The sequence below is a fragment of the Pantoea sp. FN0302 genome (genome assembly GCF_050113775.1).
GTDB lineage: Bacteria > Pseudomonadota > Gammaproteobacteria > Enterobacterales > Enterobacteriaceae > Mixta > Mixta alhagi.
Window position 1 is genome coordinate 41,990 of sequence record NZ_JBNJSM010000005.1, and the last position, 21,574, is coordinate 63,563.

19 protein-coding genes are annotated in these 21,574 nt (G+C 52.7%); 7 read left to right on the forward strand and 12 right to left on the reverse strand.

Annotated features, from left to right (window positions below; translation table 11 throughout):
* The first annotated feature begins 119 nt into the window (after positions 1-119).
* The 5 genes from zapE to sspB all read left to right on the forward strand — a co-directional run bounded on the left by zapE (position 120) and on the right by sspB (position 3,744).
* Positions 120-1,247, forward strand: a complete 1,128-nt coding sequence (gene zapE / locus ACQE32_RS16590; protein WP_426974860.1) for a cell division protein ZapE — start codon at positions 120-122, stop codon at positions 1,245-1,247.
* A gap of 226 nt (positions 1,248-1,473) precedes the next feature.
* Positions 1,474-1,902 carry a 50S ribosomal protein L13 gene (gene rplM / locus ACQE32_RS16595; RefSeq protein ID WP_006121722.1) on the forward strand — a complete coding sequence of 143 codons (429 nt, stop codon included), beginning with the start codon at positions 1,474-1,476 and terminating at the stop codon, positions 1,900-1,902.
* 15 nt (positions 1,903-1,917) lie between these two features.
* Positions 1,918-2,310 carry a 30S ribosomal protein S9 gene (gene rpsI / locus ACQE32_RS16600; protein WP_085068355.1) on the forward strand — a complete coding sequence of 131 codons (393 nt, stop codon included), beginning with the start codon at positions 1,918-1,920 and terminating at the stop codon, positions 2,308-2,310.
* Positions 2,311-2,608: 298 nt separating this feature from the next.
* Positions 2,609-3,250 (forward strand): stringent starvation protein SspA, encoded by a 642-nt coding sequence (gene sspA, locus ACQE32_RS16605; RefSeq protein WP_249893174.1) that lies wholly within the window; start codon positions 2,609-2,611, stop codon positions 3,248-3,250.
* Between the two features lie 5 nt (positions 3,251-3,255).
* Positions 3,256-3,744: a ClpXP protease specificity-enhancing factor gene (gene sspB / locus ACQE32_RS16610; protein ID WP_085068351.1), complete on the forward strand. Its 489-nt coding sequence runs from the start codon at positions 3,256-3,258 to the stop codon at positions 3,742-3,744.
* Between the two features lie 51 nt (positions 3,745-3,795).
* Here sspB and ACQE32_RS16615 read toward each other — a convergent pair whose 3' ends face one another.
* Entirely contained in the window at positions 3,796-5,214 is a 1,419-nt protein-coding gene (locus ACQE32_RS16615; protein ID WP_085068349.1) for a glutamate synthase small subunit, read from the reverse strand.
* A gap of 10 nt (positions 5,215-5,224) precedes the next feature.
* Positions 5,225-9,694, reverse strand: coding sequence for a glutamate synthase large subunit (gene gltB / locus ACQE32_RS16620; RefSeq protein ID WP_426974859.1), 4,470 nt, complete (start codon positions 9,692-9,694; stop codon positions 5,225-5,227).
* Positions 9,695-10,552: 858 nt separating this feature from the next.
* On the opposite strand from gltB, the gene arcB reads away from it, so the two are divergent.
* Positions 10,553-12,889: an aerobic respiration two-component sensor histidine kinase ArcB gene (gene arcB / locus ACQE32_RS16625; RefSeq protein ID WP_427022114.1), complete on the forward strand. Its 2,337-nt coding sequence runs from the start codon at positions 10,553-10,555 to the stop codon at positions 12,887-12,889.
* A 917-nt stretch (positions 12,890-13,806) separates the two neighbouring features.
* The gene (gene mtgA, locus ACQE32_RS16630; RefSeq protein WP_426982149.1) at positions 13,807-14,493 is read left to right on the forward strand and encodes a monofunctional biosynthetic peptidoglycan transglycosylase; all 687 of its coding nucleotides are present in this window, start codon (positions 13,807-13,809) and stop codon (positions 14,491-14,493) included.
* Between the two features lie 8 nt (positions 14,494-14,501).
* Here mtgA and npr read toward each other — a convergent pair whose 3' ends face one another.
* From npr to kdsD, 10 genes are all read right to left on the reverse strand, one after another.
* A complete protein-coding gene (gene npr / locus ACQE32_RS16635; RefSeq protein WP_085068341.1) occupies positions 14,502-14,774 on the reverse strand; it encodes a PTS phosphocarrier protein NPr in 273 nt (90 codons plus the stop codon).
* Positions 14,771-15,625: an RNase adapter RapZ gene (gene rapZ, locus ACQE32_RS16640; RefSeq protein ID WP_250651597.1), complete on the reverse strand. Its 855-nt coding sequence runs from the start codon at positions 15,623-15,625 to the stop codon at positions 14,771-14,773. The genes npr and rapZ overlap by 4 nt, the downstream gene beginning before the upstream one ends.
* Positions 15,626-15,695: 70 nt before the next feature.
* Complete coding sequence (ptsN, locus tag ACQE32_RS16645; protein WP_208615348.1) at positions 15,696-16,178, reverse strand: PTS IIA-like nitrogen regulatory protein PtsN; 483 nt, start codon at positions 16,176-16,178, stop codon at positions 15,696-15,698.
* Positions 16,179-16,369: 191 nt separating this feature from the next.
* Entirely contained in the window at positions 16,370-16,657 is a 288-nt protein-coding gene (hpf, locus tag ACQE32_RS16650; protein ID WP_085068335.1) for a ribosome hibernation promoting factor, read from the reverse strand.
* Positions 16,658-16,680: 23 nt separating this feature from the next.
* Entirely contained in the window at positions 16,681-18,114 is a 1,434-nt protein-coding gene (gene rpoN, locus ACQE32_RS16655) for an RNA polymerase factor sigma-54 (RefSeq protein WP_426974856.1), read from the reverse strand.
* A gap of 48 nt (positions 18,115-18,162) precedes the next feature.
* Positions 18,163-18,888 (reverse strand): LPS export ABC transporter ATP-binding protein, encoded by a 726-nt coding sequence (gene lptB, locus ACQE32_RS16660; RefSeq protein ID WP_085068332.1) that lies wholly within the window; start codon positions 18,886-18,888, stop codon positions 18,163-18,165.
* Positions 18,889-18,893: 5 nt separating this feature from the next.
* Positions 18,894-19,439 (reverse strand): lipopolysaccharide ABC transporter substrate-binding protein LptA, encoded by a 546-nt coding sequence (gene lptA / locus ACQE32_RS16665; protein WP_418304148.1) that lies wholly within the window; start codon positions 19,437-19,439, stop codon positions 18,894-18,896.
* Entirely contained in the window at positions 19,420-19,995 is a 576-nt protein-coding gene (gene lptC, locus ACQE32_RS16670) for an LPS export ABC transporter periplasmic protein LptC (RefSeq protein WP_250651599.1), read from the reverse strand. The genes lptA and lptC overlap by 20 nt, the downstream gene beginning before the upstream one ends.
* Positions 19,992-20,558, reverse strand: coding sequence for a 3-deoxy-manno-octulosonate-8-phosphatase KdsC (gene kdsC / locus ACQE32_RS16675; protein ID WP_085068325.1), 567 nt, complete (start codon positions 20,556-20,558; stop codon positions 19,992-19,994). The genes lptC and kdsC overlap by 4 nt, the downstream gene beginning before the upstream one ends.
* Positions 20,559-20,575: 17 nt before the next feature.
* The gene (kdsD, locus tag ACQE32_RS16680; protein WP_426974855.1) at positions 20,576-21,562 is read right to left on the reverse strand and encodes an arabinose-5-phosphate isomerase KdsD; all 987 of its coding nucleotides are present in this window, start codon (positions 21,560-21,562) and stop codon (positions 20,576-20,578) included.
* Positions 21,563-21,574 lie beyond the last annotated feature (12 nt).

Below are 21,574 nucleotides of genomic sequence, written 5' to 3' on the forward strand. Positions count from 1 at the left end.
CACTATAACCGTTAATCTAATGGAAGTGGAATCCTGCGGCAGCATCGCTTAGTGTAGAACGAACTTTTTTTCGACAAACAGGCAGTTGCCTGACATTTTTTAGGGAAGCAGGAGCAAGAATGCAAACGATGTCTCCGCTGGCGCGTTATCAGCAGGCGCTGGATAAAGGTGAATATCAACCTGATGAAGTTCAGCATAAGGCGATAAGCCGCCTGGATGCGATTCAGCGGGCGCTTATCGCCCGTCAACTTTCAGAACAGCAACCCACTTCAGGCTGGCTGGGCAAGTTCAATAAGCTGCTGGGAAAAGAGAAAAGCAGTCAGCCGCCGCCGGTGCGTGGCCTTTATATGTGGGGCGGCGTCGGGCGCGGCAAAACCTGGGTGATGGATCTCTTTTTTCAGTCTATTCCTGGCGAGCGCAAGCTGCGGCTTCATTTCCATCGTTTCATGCTGCGGGTGCATGAAGAGTTAACCGCGCTGCAGGGTGAAAGCGATCCGCTGGAAATCGTGGCGGACCGCTTTAAAGCCCAGGCGGATGTGCTCTGCTTCGATGAGTTTTTTGTCTCTGATATTACGGATGCCATGCTGCTGGGCACCCTGATGGAAGCCCTCTTTGCCCGTGGCATTACCCTGGTCGCCACTTCCAATATCCCGCCTGATGAGCTCTACCGCAACGGTCTGCAGCGCGCGCGCTTTTTACCTGCTATTGAGCAGATCAAGCAGCATTGCGAAATCATGAACGTTGATGCAGGCATCGATTACCGCCTGCGTACGTTAACGTCAGCGCATCTCTGGATGTCGCCGTTAAGTGAAGAAACGCGTCAGGCGATGAGCCGCATGTTTATCGCGCTGGCAGGGCAGGCGGCCGAAGAGCGGCCGGTGCTGGAAATCAATCACCGTCAGTTACCGACGCAGGGTGTGGAAAAGGGCGTACTGGCGATCGACTTCGCCACGCTGTGCGGAGAAGGGCGCAGCCAGCATGATTACATTGAGCTTTCGCGGCGTTTTCATAGCGTGCTGCTGCTGGATGTCCCGGTTATGCAGGCGCGCAGCGAAGACCGTGCGCGGCGTTTTCTGGCGTTAGTGGATGAGTTTTACGAACGGCACGTAAAGCTGGTGGTTTCCGCCGAGGCGTCGCTGTTTGATATTTATCAGGGCGAACGGCTGAAATTCGAGTATCAGCGCTGCCTGTCGCGTCTGCAGGAGATGCAAAGCGAAGAGTATTTGCGCTTAAAGCATCTCACCTGAGCCCGGCACCTTTTTTTGTTGAAAAGTGATCGATCTTTGGCAGCGACTTCTCTATAATCTTGCGACCCCACGTTACGGCAAAGTTTTTTTTCCCAGAAACTTTGTAGCACCGGCAAAACTGTCCGAGGGGGTGGCTTGCTGGTCGATAAGGTCGTGTGAGCCTCAACCGTTTATTCAAGCGTTTGGGATTTCACCAACGTGTAACTTAATTTGGGTAAGCTTTTAGATGAAAACTTTTACAGCTAAGCCAGAAACCGTCCAACGTGACTGGTATGTCGTTGACGCGACGGGCAAAACTTTAGGTCGTTTAGCGACTGAACTGGCTCGCCGTCTGCGTGGCAAGCATAAAGCGGAATACACTCCGCACGTTGATACTGGTGATTACATCATCGTTCTGAACGCAGAAAAAGTTGCCGTAACCGGTAACAAGCGTAGCGATAAGATCTATTACCATCACACCGGTCATATCGGTGGTATCAAGCAAGCGACCTTCGAAGAGATGATTGCTCGCCGTCCTGAGCGCGTAATTGAAATCGCGGTTAAAGGTATGCTGCCGAAGGGCCCGCTGGGTCGTGCTATGTACCGTAAACTGAAAGTTTACGCGGGCAACGAGCACAACCATGCGGCACAGCAACCGCAAGTTCTTGACATTTAATCGGGATTACAGGCAATGGCTGAGAATCAAAACTACGGCACTGGTCGCCGCAAAAGCTCTTCCGCTCGCGTCTTTATCAAGCCGGGTAGCGGTAACATCGTTATCAACCAGCGTTCTCTGGAACAGTACTTCGGTCGTGAAACTGCCCGCATGGTAGTTCGTCAGCCGCTGGAACTGCTGGATCTGGTTGGTAAATTCGATCTCTACATCACCGTTAAAGGTGGTGGTATCTCTGGTCAGGCTGGTGCGATCCGTCACGGTATCACCCGCGCTCTGATGGAGTACGACGAGTCCCTGCGTGGCGAACTGCGTAAAGCTGGCTTCGTTACTCGTGATGCTCGTGAAGTTGAACGTAAGAAAGTCGGCCTGCGTAAAGCACGTCGTCGTCCGCAGTTCTCCAAACGTTAATTGTTTCTGCTTCGGCAGCAACAGTTACAAAAAACCCGGCGCCTTGCGCTGGGTTTTTTTATGCGTAAAAAGCCGTAAAACAGAGGTAAATGCCGCCTTTTTACCGGCAATTCTTTTTGCCCATCCCCACAAGCTGCCTAAAATCTGGTAAACTGACTGTCACTTTGCGCCCGTTAAACGGAGAGCGTCCTGACAGGAAAGGATTGGCGTCGCTCCGCTGCGGGTGGTTTCGTCAAGCAGGTTAGTCGCCGCGCGGTTGGCTATTCGCACTGTATTCTGGATAAACTTGGAGGTTTTCATGGCTGTCGCTGCCAACAAACGTTCGGTAATGACGCTGTTTTCTGGTCCGACTGACATTTTCAGCCATCAGGTGCGTATCGTACTGGCAGAAAAAGGTGTCAGCGTTGAGATCGAGCAGGTTGAAATGGATAATCTGCCGCAGGATCTGATTGACCTCAACCCGTATCGTACCGTGCCTACGCTGGTCGATCGTGAGCTGACGCTGTATCAATCACGCATCATTATGGAATACCTCGACGAGCGTTTCCCGCATCCGCCACTGATGCCTGTTTATCCGGTTGCACGTGGTGAAAGCCGTCTGATGATGCATCGTATTGAGCAAGACTGGTACAGCCTGATGCGCACTATTGAAACCGGCTCCGCTCAGCAGGCGGAAACGGCACGTAAGCAGCTGCGTGAAGAGCTGCTGGCGATTGCGCCGTTGTTTACGCGCACGCCTTTCTTCCTGAGTGAAGAGTTCAGCCTGGTAGACTGCTATCTGGCTCCGCTGTTATGGCGTTTGCCGTTGCTTGGCGTGGAACTGGTGGGCAGCGGAACGAAAGAACTTAAAGGCTACATGACACGCGTATTTGAGCGTGACTCTTTCCTCGCTTCGCTGACCGAAGCAGAACGCGAAATGCGCCTGCAAGCCCGGGGCTAACGGCTATGGAAATGTCTCAGCTTACCGCTCGCCGTCCTTACCTGCTGCGCGCTTTTTATGAGTGGCTGTTGGACAATCAGCTCACGCCGCATTTAGTGGTGGATATCAATCTGCCTGGCGTGTTGGTGCCGCTTGAGTATGCACGCGATGGACAGATTGTATTGAACATCGCGCCGCGTGCCGTCGGCAATCTGGAGCTGGGTAATGATGAGGTGCGCTTTAATGCGCGCTTCGGCGGCGTTCCTCGTCAGGTTAGCGTGCCTATCGCGGCAGTGCTGGCTATCTATGCGCGTGAGAATGGTGCTGGCACCATGTTTGAGCCAGAGCCCGCTTATGAGCTGCAGGATATGGATGAGCTGTCTCAGGGACAGGAAGAGACGGTCATGTCCGTGATTGACGGCGACCGTCCTGATGATGCCGAACCCGAAGGCGATAATCCTGATGACGATCCGCCGCCGCGCGGTGGCCGTCCTGCATTACGCGTCGTTAAATAAAAATAAAAAGCCCGCCAAAATCAGGCGGGCTTTTTTTATTGGGCAGTCTGGTCAGACTTCCAGATAGTTCATAATCCCTTCAGCAGCTTTACGCCCTTCAGCAATCGCAGTAACTACTAAATCAGAGCCGCGTACTGCATCACCGCCGGCAAAAATTTTCGGGTTAGTGGTCTGGAAAGCATTTTCTTCTGCTTCTGGCGCAATGATTCGGCCCTGTGCGTCAAGCTCGACGCTAAACTGCTCCAGCCATTCCATTTTATGCGGACGGAAGCCAAAGGCAACGACGACCGCGTCGGCGGGCAGAATATGCTCAGAACCGGCAACGATTTCAGCACGACGACGACCTTGTGCATCGGGCTGGCCCATTTCAGTGCGGGCAACCCTGACGCCGCAGACACGACCGTTACCGTTTATCTCCACGCCTAACGGCTGCAGATTGAACTGGAATTCCACGCCTTCTTCACGTGCGTTTTTAACTTCCCGGCGTGAGCCCGGCATGTTCTCTTCATCACGACGATAGGCGCAGGTTACGTGCGTCGCGCCCTGACGAATAGAGGTGCGTACACAGTCCATCGCCGTATCGCCGCCGCCCAATACCACCACGCGTTTGCCTTGCATATTGATATAGGGTTGCTCAGCCAGCTCATCAAAGCCCATGATTTGACGCGTATTGGCGATCAGGAACGGCAGGGCATCGTACACGCCCGGCGCATCTTCATTTTCCAGTCCGCCACGCATTGACTGATAAGTGCCAACGCCAAGGAACACCGCATCAAAATCACTGATCAGATCGCTTAGCTGAACATCACGGCCAACTTCAGTATTCAGCTGAAACTCAATGCCCATCTCAGTAAACATGGTACGGCGACGCGTCATGACCTCTTTTTCCAGCTTGAAAGCCGGGATACCAAAGGTGAGCAGGCCGCCGATTTCCGGATGCCGATCGTAAACCACCGCTTTGACGCCATTGCGGGTTAAGACATCAGCGCAGGCCAGGCCAGCCGGACCCGCACCGATGATCGCCACGCGTTTACCGGTGGGCTTAACGTGCGACAGATCCGGACGCCAGCCCATCTCCATCGCTTTATCATTGATATAACGCTCAATGTTGCCAATGGTGACAGCGCCAAACTCATCGTTAAGCGTACAGGAGCCTTCGCACAGGCGATCCTGCGGGCAAACGCGCCCGCATACTTCAGGCAGACTATTTGTCTGGTGCGATAGCTCAGCCGCTTCGATAATTCTTCCCTCATTGGCCAGCTTAAGCCAGTTCGGGATGTAGTTGTGTACCGGACATTTCCATTCGCAGTAGGGGTTACCGCATGACAAACAGCGATCCGCCTGGGCTTTCGCCTGACTTCCCGAAAAAGGTTCGTAGATTTCTACAAACTCAATTTTACGGATCTTGAGCGGTTTTTTCGGCGGATCAACGCGCTGCAAGTCGATAAACTGATAAACGTTTTGGCTCATTGATTACCTCTTACTGCGCCTGCACCCGCAGCTCAGCTGCGGAACGACTGCGATGCCCTAACAAGGCTTTGACATCACTGGATTTTGGTTTGACCAGCGCAAACCGGGAAGCCCACTCCGGCCAGTTAGCCAGGATCTCTTCGCCGCGCGCCGATCCGGTATACTGAACATGCTCGGTGATTAAACCACGCAGATGCTCTTCATGAATCGCCAGCTCGTCCACCTTCAGCACTTCTACCAGCTCCGGGTTAACCCGCTTGCGGAATTCGCCATCTTCATCCAGTACGTAAGCAAAACCACCGGTCATCCCTGCGCCAAAGTTGACGCCGGTTTTACCCAGGATGCAAACAATGCCGCCGGTCATATATTCACAGCCGTTATCGCCGATGCCTTCTACCACAGTAATCGCACCTGAGTTACGCACGGCGAAACGTTCACCTGCGCGGCCTGCCGCAAACAATTTGCCACCGGTAGCGCCATACAGGCAGGTGTTGCCGGCAATGGTGGCTTCGTGGCTGCGGAACGCTGAACCCACTGGCGGACGGATAGCCAGTGTGCCGCCAGCCATCCCTTTGCCCACGTAGTCATTGGCGTCGCCGGTAAGGATCTGCTCAACGCCGCCGGCGTTCCATACGCCAAAGCTTTGTCCTGCTGTCCCGCTGTAGTGCACTCTGATCGGATCGGCTGCCAGTCCCTGATCGCCATGGATCGCGGCGATAGCACCGGAGAGCGTCGCGCCAACGGAGCGATCGGTGTTGCGAATGTCAAACCAGAACGTTTTGCTCTGCTTCGCTTCTACGTAAGGCATCGCCTGTTGCAACAGCGCTTTGTTAAGGTCGCCATTATCAAACGGCGGGTTACTGCTTTCAGTGCAGTACACCGCTTTACCCGGCATCGGCGTAGCCGTTACCAGCAATGAAGAGAGATCCAGGTTCTGCTGTTTCGCTGTGAAGCCTTCCAGCACGGTTAACAGGTCAGTACGGCCAATCAGATCCACCAGCCGTTTAACGCCCAGCTCCGCCATAATTTCCCGCGTTTCCTGTGCGATAAACTGGAAGTAATTGGTTACGCGATACGGCAGACCGTGGTAATGATTTTTACGCAGCTTTTCATCCTGGGTTGCCACACCGGTCGCACAGTTATTCAGATGGCAAATACGCAGATATTTACAGCCGAGCGCCACCATGGGGCCGGTACCAAAGCCAAAGCTCTCTGCACCGAGAATCGCCGCTTTGATGATATCTCGCCCGGTTTTCAGACCGCCATCAACCTGCAGGCGGATCTTATGACGCAGGCCGTTGGCCACCAGCGCCTGCTGCGTTTCCACCAGCCCCAGCTCCCATGGGCAGCCAGCATACTTCACTGAGCTGAGCGGGCTGGCGCCGGTACCGCCATCATAGCCAGCGATAGTGATTAAATCGGCATAGGCTTTTGCCACGCCGGTAGCGATCGTTCCCACGCCCGGTTCTGAAACCAGCTTCACGGAAATCATCGCCTTCGGGTTAACCTGCTTCAGATCGAAAATCAGCTGCGCCAGATCTTCAATCGAGTAGATATCATGATGCGGCGGCGGTGAAATCAGAGTTACGCCCGGTACGGAATAACGCAGCTTAGCGATATAAGGCGTCACCTTATCGCCCGGCAGCTGTCCACCTTCGCCAGGTTTCGCGCCCTGCGCCACTTTGATCTGGATAACATCTGCGTTAACCAGATAAGCGGGCGTAACGCCAAAGCGGCCGGAAGCAACCTGTTTAATGCGCGACACTTTATTGGTTCCGTAACGCGCCGGATCTTCACCGCCTTCGCCGGAGTTAGAGTAGCCGCCCAGGCTGTTCATCGCCTCAGCCAGAGATTCATGGGCTTCCGGGCTCAGCGCGCCAATGGACATCGCAGCGGTATCAAAACGCTTGTAGAGTTCACTGGCAGGCTCAACCTCATCCAGCCTTACCGGCTGGGTGCCTGGCTGGATCGCCAGCAGATCGCGCAGCGTAGCGACAGGACGCTCGTTTACCTCGCGGGCATAGAGCTGGTAATCGCTATATTCGCCACTCTGCACCGCTTTTTGCAGCGTTGCCACTACGTCGGGGTTATACGCATGGTACTCCCCGCCATGCACATATTTCAGCAGACCGCCCTGTTCCAGCGGCTTGCGCTGAAGCCAGGCGCGTTTTGCCAGATTAATCAGATCCTGCTGGAAATCCGCGAAGCTGGCGCCATTGATACGGCTAACCACGCCCTGGAAGCAGAGCGAAGAGACTTCTTTATGCAGGCCAACCGCTTCAAACAGCTTTGAGCAGCGGTAAGAGGCGATGGTTGAGATGCCCATTTTGGACATGATCTTGTACAGGCCTTTGTTGATACCGTTACGGTAGTTCAGCATCAGCGTACGGTAATCTTTCTCAATCACGCCGCTATCGGCCATTTTCGCCAGTGATTCATAGGCAAGGTAAGGATAGATAGCGGTCGCGCCGAATCCCAGCAGTACGGCGAAGTGATGCGGATCGCGCGCGCTGGCGGTTTCGACAATGATATTGGCATCGCAGCGCAGGTTTTTCTCAACCAGGCGCGCCTGAATCGCCCCCACCGCCATCGGCGCCGGGACCGGCAGACGATCTTCCGCAATAGCCCGATCGGAGAGCACCAGCAGTACGGTACCGTTACGCACCATGCTTTCAGCCCGATCGCAAAGCTGATGCATCGTCGCTTCCAGCGTTTGTTCCGCAGGATTAAAAGTGCAGTCAAGCGTATCGGCGCGATAGTATTCGCCTTCCATCGTCGTTAGCTGACGGAAGTCGGAATAGAGCAGGATCGGCGACTTAAACGAGACGCGATGTGCCTGGCCTTCCGCTTCGCAGAAGACATTCATCTCGCGACCGATGCTGGTCGCCAGCGACATAACATGATTTTCACGCAGCGGATCGATCGGCGGGTTAGTGACCTGCGCGAACTGCTGGCGGAAATAGTCATAAATAATGCGGGGACGGCTGGAAAGCACGGCGAACGGGGTATCATCGCCCATTGAGCCCACCGCTTCCTGACCGTTTTCACCCAGCACGCGAATAATCTGATCCAGCTCTTCGCTGCTGTAGGCGAACTGTTTCTGGTAAGTGGCAAGCGTGGTGTCATCCAGCTCGCGGCGGCCAACCTGATCGTCAGGCAGATCCTCAAACGGGATCAGGCGCTTAACGTTTTTCTCCATCCATGACTGGTAAGGATGACGGCTTTTCAGATCGTTATCGGTTTCGGCGGAGTGCAGAATACGGCCCGCTCGGGTATCGATAACCATCAGTTCGCCTGGCCCAACGCGGCCTTTTTCCAGCACCTCATCTGGCTGATAATCCCAAATACCGACTTCAGAGGCACAGGTGATCAGCTTATCTTTGGTGATCACATAGCGCGCCGGTCGCAGACCGTTACGGTCGAGGTTACAGGCTGCATAGCGACCATCAGACATTACAATGCCGGCCGGGCCATCCCACGGTTCCATATGCATGGAGTTAAAGTCAAAAAAGGCGCGCAGCTCAGGATCCATATTGGGATTATTTTGCCAGGCAGGCGGCACCAGCAGACGCATCGCGCGGATCAGATCCATCCCGCCATTCAGGAACAGTTCCAGCATATTATCCATGGAGCTGGAGTCAGAGCCGGTTTCATTCACGAACGGTGAGGCATCCTGTAAATCGGGGATCAGCGGCGTCTGGAATTTATAGGCGCGTGCGCGTGCCCATTGCCGGTTGCCGGCAATGGTATTGATTTCACCGTTATGCGCCATATAGCGGAACGGCTGCGCCAGCGGCCAGCGCGGCACGGTATTCGTGGAAAAGCGCTGATGGAACAGACAGATGGCCGATTCCATGCGCAGATCTGCCAGGTCAAGGTAGAAGCGCGGCAGGTCCGCCGGCATACAGAGACCTTTATAGATATTGACCTGGTTGGAGAAGCTGCAGATATAGAACTCTTTATCGCCCAGCGCTTCGATACGCTTTTCAATACGACGACGCGCCATATACAGGCGGCGCTCCATATCACGCGGACGCCAGCCAGCAGGGGCGTTAATAAAAATTTGCTCAATGCGCGGCAGAGAGGAGAGGGCGATTTCGCCCAGCACGTCCTGATTGGTTGGCACTTCGCGCCAGCCAACGATCGATAAGGTTTCGCGCAGCACTTCTTCTTCGACAATGCGACGGCTGGCGCGGGCTTGCTCATCGTCCTTGCTCAGGAACAGCATGCCGACCGCGTAATTTTTGGCTAAGCGCCAGTTCTGTTCTTCCGCAATGATGCGGAAAAAACGATCGGGCTTTTGTAATAGCAGGCCACAGCCGTCACCGGTTTTGCCATCAGCAAGAATTGCGCCGCGGTGCTGCATGCGAGCCAGGGCATGAATCGCGGTGCGCACTACTTTATGGCTGGGTTCGCCTTCAATATGAGCGATCAGGCCGAAACCACAGTTATCCTTTTCAAGGGATTTATCGTACAACATTTCAGTGAACCTCCCCAGGCTCTGCGGATTCCCGGCGCCGACGGCGGGCGTAGAAAGGGCTGGCGGCAGGATTGCGCATCATACGCTACCGGTCGCGTGCTCCCATTCATGGCCTCAGGCATCGGTGTCACAAGTATTGCGGACTTGTTTCAGAGGGAATCTCAATTACTGCATAAATATGATGAGTGGAACACTCATCCGAAAAGCTTCCAGCGGATTTCCAACTTATCGGGAAAGCGCAAAGAGGTCAAATAGCGTTCTTACTTATGCTTTTTTACGGTTCTTTGAATTAACTCATTGTTAAATATGATTTTTTAAGTGGTTTTGGTGGCAGGCGATAACGGTAAGCATACCCGCATAGTGTGAGCTGTCTCACTATAGTGCAGCGGCCAAATCTCTGCACCATGCTAGTGCTGACGCGTATTGCAGCATTATATGCTGTTAAATCTCTATGAACTGCAGGATGCATCTGTTTTTCTTATGGCGTCTTTTTTGTATAAACCACGGCAGAGTTATAAGGAAAATTAATCAAGCGAAGAGTGACTAAAACGCTGCTTAATTTGAATGATTATTCGTTGAGGTAATGGAGGGACAAAGACATTGCGCAGGCATTGCCTTGAAAAGCATCAGATGTCGGGAAATAAACCTGTTATTAACAGGGCCCTTCAATGTATGCGAGTTAATAAAATAGTCAATGCTTTTGACCCGCTAACCTTCTTTACTGGCTAAAACGGGTTTATTCGCACTTTAATAGTGCAGCTTCGGCTATTTCTCTGTTGAAGACGTGTTTGAGCTTGTCACGTCCCGCTGACATTAAAGTGGGGTATGATGGAAGAAGAGACCCCAAAGGAAGCTGATATGAAACAAATTCGTCTGTTGGCGCAATATTATGTCGATTTAATGGTAAAGCTGGGGCTGATTCGCTTTTCCCTGCTGTTAGCCTCGGCGCTGGTGGTACTGGCGATGGTAGTGCAAATGGCGGTTACCATGCTGCTGCGCGGCCATGTTGAAAGTATTGATATGGTGCGCTCCGTGTTCTTTGGGCTGCTCATTACGCCGTGGGCCGTCTATTTTTTGTCGGTTGTTGTTGAGCAACTGGAGGAGTCGCGACAGCGGCTTTCGCGTCTGGTAGATAAGCTGGAAGAGATGCGCCACCGCGATCTGGAGCTTAATCAGCAGATGAAGGAAACCATTAGCCAGCTCAATCAGGAGATTGCTGACCGTATTAAAGCGGAAGAGGCACGTTTGCTGGTAGTGGATAAGTTAAAAGAGGAGATGGCGCGTCGCGAGCAGGCGCAAATCGAACTGGAGCAACAATCCTCTTTCCTGCGATCCTTTCTGGATGCCTCACCGGATCTGGTTTTCTACCGCAATATCGATCAGCAATTTTCCGGCTGTAACCGGGCAATGGAGCTGTTAACAGGAAAAAGTGAAAAACAGTTGATCGGCCTGACGCCAAAAGAGGTTTACGATAGAGAAGCCGCGACAAAAGTGCTGGAAACGGATGAAAAAGTTTTCCGGCATAATGTTTCGCTAACCTATGAGCAGTGGCTGCAATATCCTGACGGACGCAAAGCCTGCTTTGAGATCCGTAAAGTGCCTTATTATGACCGCGTAGGCAAACGCAGCGGCCTGATGGGTTTTGGCCGCGATATTACCGAGCGTAAGCGCTATCAGGACGCGCTGGAGAACGCCAGCCGTGAGAAGACCACCTTTATCTCAACCATCAGCCACGAGCTGCGTACGCCGCTTAACGGCATTGTTGGCCTCAGCCGTATTTTGCTGGATACCGAGCTGAATCAGGAACAACTTAAATATCTCAAAACCATTCATGTTTCTGCGATAACGCTGGGCAATATTTTTAATGATGTGATCGAGATGGATAAGATCGAGCGTCGTAAGGTACAGCTGGATAATCAGCCGCTCGATTTTACCGGCTTCCTCGCAGACTTAGAGAATTTATCCGGCCTGCTGGCCCAACCGAAAGGATTGAAGTTTGTCCTGCAACCTCAGCTGCCGCTGCCTCATAAAATCGTCGCCGACGGCACGCGCCTGCGTCAGATCCTGTGGAACCTGATTGGTAACGCGGTGAAGTTCACTCAACAGGGTGAAATTATCGTGCGGGTTGCCTATGAGGCAGAGAAACTACGCTTTGAAGTGGAGGATTCCGGGATGGGGATCCCGCTTGATGAGCAGGATAAAATCTTTGCGATGTATTATCAGGTTAAAGACCAGCACGGCGGCAAACCCGCTACCGGCACCGGTATCGGCCTTGCGGTATCCCGACGTTTAGCGCAGGCCATGGGCGGGGATATCACCGTGCGCAGCCAGCCAGGTGAAGGGGCGTGCTTTACGGTGACGCTGAACGCGCCGCAAATCGCTGAAGAGGTAGAGGATGAGATGCTGGCCGACGAGATGCCGCTGCCTGCGCTACACGTGCTGCTGGTTGAGGATATTGAGTTAAATGTTGTCGTTGCGCGTTCTGTACTGGAGAAGCTGGGGAATAGCGTTGAGGTCGCCATGACCGGACAGGCGGCGCTGGATATGTTTGATCCCGATGAATTTGATCTGGTGCTACTGGATATTCAGCTGCCGGATATGACGGGTTTGGATGTGGCGCGCGCCATTCATCAGCGCTTTAGCGGGCAGAGCCTGCCGCCGCTGATCGCGCTGACGGCCAATGTCCTGAAAGATAAAAAAGAGTATCTGGATGCGGGCATGGATGACGTACTCAGTAAACCGCTGGCGGTGCCGGCATTAACGGCAATGATCAAAAAGTTTTGGGACTATCAGGAGATCGCTCCGATCGAGACGCACGCTCAACTGGATGAGAAGAAACTGGCGTTACTGGACCTGCCAATGCTGGAGCAATATGCCGAGCTGGTCGGCCCGTCACTTATTACCCGCAGCCTTGATATGTTTGAGCAGCTGTTGCCTGGCTATCTGGCGGTGCTGGATTCTAACATGATGGCGCGCGATCAAAAGGGAATTGCTGAGGAAGGGCATAAAATCAAAGGCGCTGCGGGCTCGGTTGGCTTACAGCACCTACAGCAGCTAGCGAAGCAGATTCAGAGTCCGGAGCTGCCAGCATGGTGGGATAACGTCCAGGAGTGGATCGACGAACTCAAACAAGAATGGCGGCATGATGTGGCCGTATTGCGGGAATGGATTGAACAACAGGAAGCAGGACGCTGAAAAAAATGACCCCGGCTTGTGCCGGGGTGCGCGAATACTGCGCCAACACCAGGGAAAAGGTTGCTCACGCCATTTCTTTGAAGAGTTCACAAGCGGCACAAGCATGGTATTGGTTAACGCTTTGACACACCTTAGCAAATCTCAACGTATCTGTTAAATGATTCATTAAAATATGTGATGTGCGCCAGCGTTCATATACAGAAAACATTAATTTACTGACACAGTCAAGCAAGGAATTAACTGAGGCCCTATATTGGCGTCAGTTTAAGCTTTTGTAAAGGTTTTCATTACAAAAATCTTTTCGCTTTAAGAAGCTCTGGCTGGGCTCTTATTTTTTAACAGTTCTTCGTACCGGATCAACATAAGATTTGTAATTAAACTCTTAATATTACTAAATTTTACTGAGTGATAATTCATGCCAAAACCGGCTGAATAAAAGAAGCGTCTAACCCTTTAGGCGGCCTGGTTGTTTACTGGTGGTGGAAACGCATACAACCGGCGGTAAAAAGCATTTATAAAATGAAAATCAGCTACCGGCAAGAGGATGAAAGGGAAGATTACTTCAATTAATTTTGCCATTTCCATCTTTTAAGTGTTGAGTTATCGTCCTATTTATAAATAGTTTAAATGTTTTTTCTTATGGGTGTTCGGCGGTATGTTTGGGTAAAATCGCGTTAAACAACAAATAGACTAAACTTTGGAACCGATTCCGCTGGCATGGAAACCATTGATGTAGGAAGAATTTTACAAATTCTAAAGTTGTGATTCAGAAAATTCAGTCAAGAAGCGCCATTTTTTATCAGCTTTTTTGCGCTTGATCGCCACGCAAAAGAAGTCAGTAACAACCGTGATTAATAAGTTATAAAACCAATAGCGGAAGAGAGAAAATGAGGAAAAATAAAGGGGGTTTCTTAAGCATGGCTCGGCGCTGGCTGGCGCGAACAGTCATGCTTGTTGGGGGACTTTGGCTGGCCGGAATTGCGCTTTTTGCCTTTTTGCCGGTACCGTTTTCAGCCGTGATGGCAGAGCGGCAGGTTTCTGCATGGCTAACAGGGGATTTCACATGGGTGGCACATTCTGACTGGGTTTCCAGAGATGAGATATCCCCCTGGATGCCGCTGGCGGTAATTGCCGCTGAGGATCAAAAATTCCCGGCTCACTGGGGGTTTGATGTTGAAGCCATTGAGTCGGTACTTGATAACCAGAACGGCCGACTGCGTGGCGCCTCTACATTGACGCAGCAAACGGCAAAAAATTTGTTTCTGTGGGATGGGCGCAGCTGGCTGCGTAAAGGTCTGGAAGCAGGTTTAACGCTGGGGCTGGAAAGCGTATGGAGCAAGAGACGTATTCTGACGGTCTATCTGAATATTGCTGAGTTTGGCGACGGGATCTTTGGCGTTGAAGCCGCTGCGCAGCGCTATTTTCATAAGCCCGCCAGCAGACTGACTATGTCAGAAGCGGCGCTTTTGGCTGCGGTCCTGCCCAATCCGCTGCGCTTTCGCGCCGATGCGCCTTCAGGCTATGTACGGCAGCGTCAGGCGTGGATTATGCGCCAGATGAGCCAGCTGGGCGGCACGGGCTTTATCCGGCAGCATAATCTGTAGAGGTACGCTTACTCTTCGTCGAAGCCGGCTTCAAACAGCTCGATTACCGCCGCCAGCGCCTGCTGTTCTTGCGGGCCGCTGGCTTCAATTTCTATATGACCGCCTTTTGCCGAGTCGAGCATCAACAGCGCAATGACGCTGCTGGCCTCGGCTTCGGTGCCTGTCTCATTGCGCAACAGCACTTCAGCATCAAAACTCTGCACCAGTTCAAACAGCTTCATTGCCGGGCGCGCATGCATGCCCAGCTTATTCTTGATTTCAACGGTTTGTCTGACGGTCATGATTTACGTTTTTCCAGCGTACGATGACGGGACTGAACATTTTTACCGCGTGAACGGAAGTAATCGGCCAACTGTTCGGCAATATAAACGGAACGGTGCTTACCGCCGGTACAACCAATGGCGACAGTTAAATAGCTGCGATTATTGGTTTCCAGCATGGGCAGCCACAGCTCCAGATAGCTGCGCGTCTGATAAATAAAGTTATGCACTTCAGTATGGCGATCGAGGAAGGCCGCCACCGGGCGATCGAGGCCGGTCATTGGGCGCAGCTTGGGATCCCAGTGAGGGTTCGGCAGAAAACGCACGTCAAACACATAGTCGGCATCGATAGGAATACCATGCTTATAGCCGAACGATTCAAACACCATCGTCAGTTCGCGTTCACGTTTGCCCAGCAGGCGGGTACGCAGCATTTCTGCCAGCTCATGCACGGACATTTCGGAAGTATCAACAATCAGATCGGCACGTGAGCGCAACGGTTCTAAAAGATCGTTCTCTTCATCAATGGCGCTTTCCAGCGATAAGTTTTTACTGGAAAGCGGATGTAGTCGGCGGGTGTCACTATAGCGGCGGATCAGGGTGTTACGATCGGCGTCCAGAAACAGCAGCTGAGGTGAAAAGCTGTTGGGCAGGCCGGTTAAGGCTTTTTCCAGCACGTCCGGTGATTCCGGCATATTGCGGACATCAATACTGACCGCCGCAGAAATATTGCGTGCGGCCAGCGAGCTTGCCAGCTCGGGCAGTAACGTTACCGGCAGGTTATCTACACAGTAAAAACCCATATCTTCCAGCGCGCGTAACGCGACAGATTTCCCTGAGCCTGAACGACCGCTGACGATCATCAGCACCATTAAGTTATCTCCCCATTCAACCCGTGAATACCGGGCTGTCCCGGTACGGGCAAAAGTGCAAGCTGACTATTTAGTGATTTTCTTCTGGCATCGCGGCGATGATTTCATATAACTCTTCATCACTTTGCGCAGCCCGCAGACGACGGCAAACGGTTTTGTCAGCCAGTCGCTTTGCTACCAGCGAAAGGGTATGTAGATGTGTTTTACATTGATCCGCCGGCACCAGCAAGGCAAAGAGCAAATCCACCGGCTGGTTATCAATGGCATCAAAAGCGATAGGCTGATCGAGGCGGATAAAAACGCCGACCGCGCGTAGCGTATCCTCCTCCAGCTTGCCGTGTGGGATCGCAATACCGTTCCCGATACCGGTACTGCCCATGCGTTCGCGCGTCAGAATAGCTTCAAAAACCGTCTGATGAGGCAGGTTAAGCTGTTTGGCAGCCAGTTCACTGATGATTTCCAGTGCCCGCTTTTTGCTCTGGCAATGCACGCCGCTGCGGGTACAGTCAAGGCTAAGTACAGAGCTGAGTTCCAGTGAGAGTTCGTTGTTCATCATAGTTTCACTTGCGTGTTCACATTTACTGGCACATCACGCTACTTTACGCGTCTTGCGACGAGAACAGCAGCAAAAACTTCGCCAGCCGGCGTGAATGGAAAAACGGGGCGAAAAAGCTCGCCCCCGGTCTGTGCATGTTACCGTATCCGGCAACCTGACGGCCTGTTTTTCCTTAAGCCGCGTGGTGATTAGTGTTGTTTTAACTTATCTTTATGTTTGGTTAGCTGGCGCGCCAGCTTATCGATTAAACCATCGATCGCCGCATACATATCACTGGCTTCAGACGTTGCGTGCAGTTCGCCGCCGCTGACGTGCAGCGTCGCTTCCGCTATCTGCTGCACTCTTTCTACCTTTAGCACAATATGAACCTGGGTTATCCGGTCAGAATATTGGGCCAGTTTGGCAAATTTGGTGTTCACAAACTCACGTAAAGCGGTCGTGATTTCAACGTGTTGCCCGGTAATATTGAGTTGCATAGCGTCTTCCTTCTCAGTGATGATCAAACCAATTGCTTACGCTGGTTTGATGGCGGGATGGATAAAGACTCGCGATACTTCGCGACGGTACGGCGCGCCACCATAATGCCTTGCTCAGACAACAGGGTAGTGAGCTTGCTGTCGCTCAGCGGTTTGGCGGGATTTTCCGCCGAGATTAGCTTTTTCACCAGCGCGCGAATGGCGGTTGATGAGGCTTCGCCCCCGCCTTCGGTATTAACATGGCTGGAGAAAAAGTATTTCAGTTCAAAAATGCCGCGTGGGCTGTGCAGATATTTTTGGGTGGTAACGCGGGAAATGGTCGATTCATGCATATCAACGGCCTGGGCGATATCCGCCAGCACCATTGGACGCATAAACTCTTCACCCTGCTCAAAAAAAGCCTGCTGTTGTTCCACAATGCAACGCGTGACTTTGAGCAGCGTATCATTGCGGCTTTCCAGGCTTTTAATCAGCCATTTCGCATCCTGTAGGTTGGTGCGAATAAACTGGCTATCGCTGTCGCTACGCGCCGAATTGCCCAGCGCGGCGTATTGCTGGTTGATCTGCAGGCGCGGCACGCTGTCGCTGTTTAACTCAACCGTCCAGCGATTGCCTGTTTTACGCACCAGCACATCAGGGATGACATATTCCGGTTCACGGGTGTTAACTGACTGGCCTGGTCGTGGATCCAGTGACTGAATCAGCGCCAGCGCCGTTTTCAGCACATCCTCTTTCAGACGGGTCACGCGCATCAGGCTGCGGAAATCATGGTTGGCCAGCAGATCGAGGTATTGATCCACAATCAGCTGCGCTTCGGCCAGAAAGGGCGTATCGCGCGCAAACTGCGAAAGCTGTACCAGCAGACAGTCACGCAGGTTACGTGCGCCTACTCCAACCGGATCGAAACGCTGGACTCGCTTCAGAACCGCTTCGACCTCATCCAGCGCTACATCCTCGTCGCCAAGGCTGTCGCGGATATCATCCAGCGTAACGGTAAGGTAGCCGGTATCGTCAATGGCATCGACGATCGAGGTGGCAATCGCGCGGTCGGTATCGCTAAACGGCGTTAGCTCTACCTGCCACATCAGGTAATCCTGCAAGGTTTGGGTGGTTTCGCCCTGATAAACCGGTAGTTCATCATCGCGATAGTCATTGCCGGTGCCTGAGGGCGTACCGGCCGTATAGATCTCATCCCAGGTGGCATCAAGCGGCAACTCTTCCGGCATATCCTTTTGCTCAAGCGCCTCACGCGTATCAAGCGCTTCGCTTTCAGCATATTCGAGAGAATCTACTTCCTCATGGATATCGGTCTGCTCAAGCAACGGATTACTCTCCAACGCCAGCTGTATCTCCTGTTGAAGTTCCAGCGTAGAAAGCTGCAGCAAACGGATTGCCTGCTGTAGCTGCGGAGTCATCGCAAGCTGTTGACTGAGTCTGAGTTGCAAACCTTGCTTCATATTCAGAATAAAGATTCCTGATAAAACACCGTCATAACTGACACCATATCAGAGTCTGAACTCTTCACCCAAATAGACACGTTTTACTTGCTCATCGGCCAGGATCGCTTCGGGCGTTCCGTGCGCGATTAAATGGCCCTGGCTAACGATATAAGCGCGTTCGCAGACGGCCAGCGTTTCACGGACGTTGTGGTCGGTGATCAGGACGCCAAGCCCGCTGTCGCGCAGATGCTCGATGATTTTTTTAATATCGATCACGGAAATGGGATCGACGCCGGCAAAAGGCTCATCCAGTAGAATAAATTTGGGATTTGCCGCCAGCGCTCGGGCAATTTCAACACGACGGCGTTCGCCGCCTGACAGCGCCTGGCCGAGGCTATCGCGCAGATGCGCAATATGGAACTCTTCCATCAGCTCTTTGGCGCGATCTTCACGCTGCTCGGTGGTGAGATCTTCCCGTATCTGCAGCACCGCCATCAGGTTGTCATAAACGCTCAGACGACGAAAAATAGAGGCTTCCTGCGGCAGATAGCCAATCCCGCGTCGGGCGCGAGCGTGCAGCGGCAGAATGCTGATATCTTCATCATCAATAACGATGCGGCCCGCATCACGCGGCACAATACCAACGACCATATAAAACGTTGTGGTTTTGCCGGCCCCGTTTGGACCGAGCAGGCCAACGATCTCGCCTGATTTAACCTGCAGGCTGACATCTTCCACCACGCGGCGGCCTTTATAGGCTTTTGCCAGATTTTCAGCGATTAGTGTTGCCATAGGGATCAGCGGCTCTTCTGTTGGCTAGTGGATGAGGAGGCGGGTTTATCCTGCAACTGCGAAGGAACCAGTACCGTGGTGACGCGTTTGTTATCGCCTTCACTCCAGGCCTGCATCTTCTGCTCTTTAACCAGATAGGTAATGCGATCGCCTTTCACGTTGCTGTCCAGCTGCTCAATATAAGCATTGCCGGTAAGCTCAACGAAATCCTTCGCCAGCTCATAGCGCATCTTCGCCGCATGGCCTTTTACCGGCTTGCCATCGTCCTGTAGCTGATAAAAAGTGGCCGGGTTGCCATAGGCGTCGACCACGGTTTTTTTGCTGTCGCCGCCGGGACGCGTAACCACCACTTTATCTGCGGTAATTTTTATCGAACCCTGAGTAACGATAACGTTGCCGGTAAAGGTCGCGACATTGCCCTGCATGTCCAGCGCCTGATTGGCCGAATTGATGTTAACCGGCTTTTCAGAGTCGCCGGTTAAGGCAAAAGCCGGAACGCTGGCGGCCAGCAGAGTACTGATAAGCAGTAGTTTAAGGCTGTTGTTGTGCATTGATTTCATAATTTGTTTTGACCTTTTCAATCAGCTCGGCCGTTTTCGTCCGTAAATTACCGCGCATCTTCATACCAGTGGAATTAAAGCTGCGGCCATAAAGAGTGACCTGATCATCAGACATCACATCCTGCGTAACCAGATTCACCTGCGCATTATCGGTTTTGATGCGCTCAATCTGGGCATCTTTAGCCAGGCTATTGACCTCAACGTGACCGTAAAGATAAAGCATGCGATCTTTCGTCAGTTTGGCTTTGTCGGCCCGTACTGACCAGGCAGGGATCTTGTTTTCGTCATAAGTGGTCATCAGCGGCCTGTCAAACCAGCTGATCTCATCAGCGGAAAAGTAGGTCACCTTATCCGACACCAGCTTGTAGCTCAGGCTGCCGGTTGGGTTATATACCACGGTACTGGAATTCGCGCTGGTATAGGTCGGTTCCCGATCGTTTGTTTCCACCTGACCCTGTTCATCTTCGTTACCGGCAAGATTCCAGCCGATCAAGATAATGGCAATCAACGCCAACAAGAGCGTTATCCAACGCCTGGTTTTACTCATACCGATTGCCCTTTGGCATCATCAAACTTATCCTGGGCGATCAAAATCAGATCGCAGACTTCGCGTACCGCGCCGCGCCCACCGGCAATACGGGTCACATAGTTGGCGCGCCCCAGCAGCAGCGGGTGAGCATCAGCTACGGCGATGCTTAAACCCACTTTGGCCATCACCGGCCAGTCAATCAAATCGTCGCCGACGTAGGCGACTTGATTGGGGGCTAACGACAGTTTATCCAGAAGTTCCCTGAAGGCCAAAAGCTTATCAGACTGCCCCTGGTAAAGATGTGTAATGCCCAGCGTCTGGCAACGATCTTCCAGCAGTTTGGCCCGTCGGCCGGTGATAATCGCCACCTCGATATCGGAAGTCAGCAGGCAGCGAATGCCATAACCATCACGAACGTTAAACGCTTTTAGCTCTTCGCCGCTATTGCCCATATAAATCAGGCCATCGGACATTACGCCGTCAACATCGCAGATCAACAGGCGAATCTCGCTGGCGCGTTGTATGACGTCCTGGCTTACCTCGCCGTAGCAGGTTTCCACAACGTTTTTTTCTTGCGTCATTCTGGTTTCCATTCGGTTTATACTACGCCTGCGCGCAGCATGTCATGCATATGAACAATACCAATAAGCTGGTCGCCGTCGGCAACCATGACGGCAGTGATATGCTTACTTTGCATCAGGTTCAGAGCGTCAACCGCTAACATATTGGGACGTACGCGAATGCCGCCCGGCGTCATTACGCTGGCGATAGACGCATTTTGAAAATCGATGCCCATATCAAAAACGCGGCGTAAATCACCGTCGGTGAAAATGCCCTGAATCTGCATTAAATCGTCTACGATTGCCGTCATACCCAGGTTTTTGCGTGTAATTTCCAGCAGCGCATCGCGTAGCGAGGCTTCGCGGGTAACGTGGGGAATTTCATCGCCGGTGTGCATAATATCACTGACGCGCAGCAACAGTTTGCGGCCCAGCGCGCCGCCAGGGTGAGAAAGGGCGAAGTCCTGGGCGGTAAAGCCGCGCGCCTTTAGCAGGGCAACCGCCAGCGCATCGCCCATCACCAGCGTCGCCGTAGTGCTGGAGGTCGGTGCCAGGCCCAACGGACACGCTTCGTGCGGCACTTTAACACACAGATGAAGATCTGCGGCACGCGCCATGCTGCTTTCCGGGCGGCTGGTGATGCAAATCAGCGGCACTTTAAGCCGTTTTAACACCGGGATCAGCGCCTGGATTTCGTTTGATTCGCCGGAATTGGAAATGGCGATCACGATGTCGCTGCTGGTGACCATCCCTAAATCGCCATGGCTGGCTTCGGCGGGATGCACGAAAAAGGCGGGTGTACCGGTACTGGCGAAGGTGGCTGCCATTTTTTTGCCAATATGCCCCGATTTACCCATCCCCATTACCACGACTTTTCCCTGGCAATAGAACATCATTTCGCAGGCGCGGGTAAAATCATCGTTGATGTATTGATCGAGCTGTTCCAGCCCCTGGCGTTCAATATCAAGTACTTCTTTACCGGCCTGTTGGAAATCGAATCCCGGCTCGGGCATGATGTGCGTCATTGATGTTCAGTC

Bases quoted from the DNA above. Each gene is read 5' to 3' on its own strand.
- zapE (WP_426974860.1), top strand. From the start codon at position 120: ATGCAAACGATGTCTCCGCTGGCGCGTTATCAGCAGGCGCTGGATAAA.
- rplM (WP_006121722.1), top strand. From the start codon at position 1,474: ATGAAAACTTTTACAGCTAAGCCAGAAACCGTCCAACGTGACTGGTAT.
- rpsI (WP_085068355.1), top strand. From the start codon at position 1,918: ATGGCTGAGAATCAAAACTACGGCACTGGTCGCCGCAAAAGCTCTTCC.
- sspA (WP_249893174.1), top strand. From the start codon at position 2,609: ATGGCTGTCGCTGCCAACAAACGTTCGGTAATGACGCTGTTTTCTGGT.
- sspB (WP_085068351.1), top strand. From the start codon at position 3,256: ATGGAAATGTCTCAGCTTACCGCTCGCCGTCCTTACCTGCTGCGCGCT.
- ACQE32_RS16615 (WP_085068349.1), bottom strand. From the start codon at position 5,214: ATGAGCCAAAACGTTTATCAGTTTATCGACTTGCAGCGCGTTGATCCG.
- gltB (WP_426974859.1), bottom strand. From the start codon at position 9,694: ATGTTGTACGATAAATCCCTTGAAAAGGATAACTGTGGTTTCGGCCTG.
- arcB (WP_427022114.1), top strand. From the start codon at position 10,553: ATGAAACAAATTCGTCTGTTGGCGCAATATTATGTCGATTTAATGGTA.
- mtgA (WP_426982149.1), top strand. From the start codon at position 13,807: ATGGCTCGGCGCTGGCTGGCGCGAACAGTCATGCTTGTTGGGGGACTT.
- npr (WP_085068341.1), bottom strand. From the start codon at position 14,774: ATGACCGTCAGACAAACCGTTGAAATCAAGAATAAGCTGGGCATGCAT.
- rapZ (WP_250651597.1), bottom strand. From the start codon at position 15,625: ATGGTGCTGATGATCGTCAGCGGTCGTTCAGGCTCAGGGAAATCTGTC.
- ptsN (WP_208615348.1), bottom strand. From the start codon at position 16,178: ATGAACAACGAACTCTCACTGGAACTCAGCTCTGTACTTAGCCTTGAC.
- hpf (WP_085068335.1), bottom strand. From the start codon at position 16,657: ATGCAACTCAATATTACCGGGCAACACGTTGAAATCACGACCGCTTTA.
- rpoN (WP_426974856.1), bottom strand. From the start codon at position 18,114: ATGAAGCAAGGTTTGCAACTCAGACTCAGTCAACAGCTTGCGATGACT.
- lptB (WP_085068332.1), bottom strand. From the start codon at position 18,888: ATGGCAACACTAATCGCTGAAAATCTGGCAAAAGCCTATAAAGGCCGC.
- lptA (WP_418304148.1), bottom strand. From the start codon at position 19,439: ATGCACAACAACAGCCTTAAACTACTGCTTATCAGTACTCTGCTGGCC.
- lptC (WP_250651599.1), bottom strand. From the start codon at position 19,995: ATGAGTAAAACCAGGCGTTGGATAACGCTCTTGTTGGCGTTGATTGCC.
- kdsC (WP_085068325.1), bottom strand. From the start codon at position 20,558: ATGACGCAAGAAAAAAACGTTGTGGAAACCTGCTACGGCGAGGTAAGC.
- kdsD (WP_426974855.1), bottom strand. From the start codon at position 21,562: ATGACGCACATCATGCCCGAGCCGGGATTCGATTTCCAACAGGCCGGT.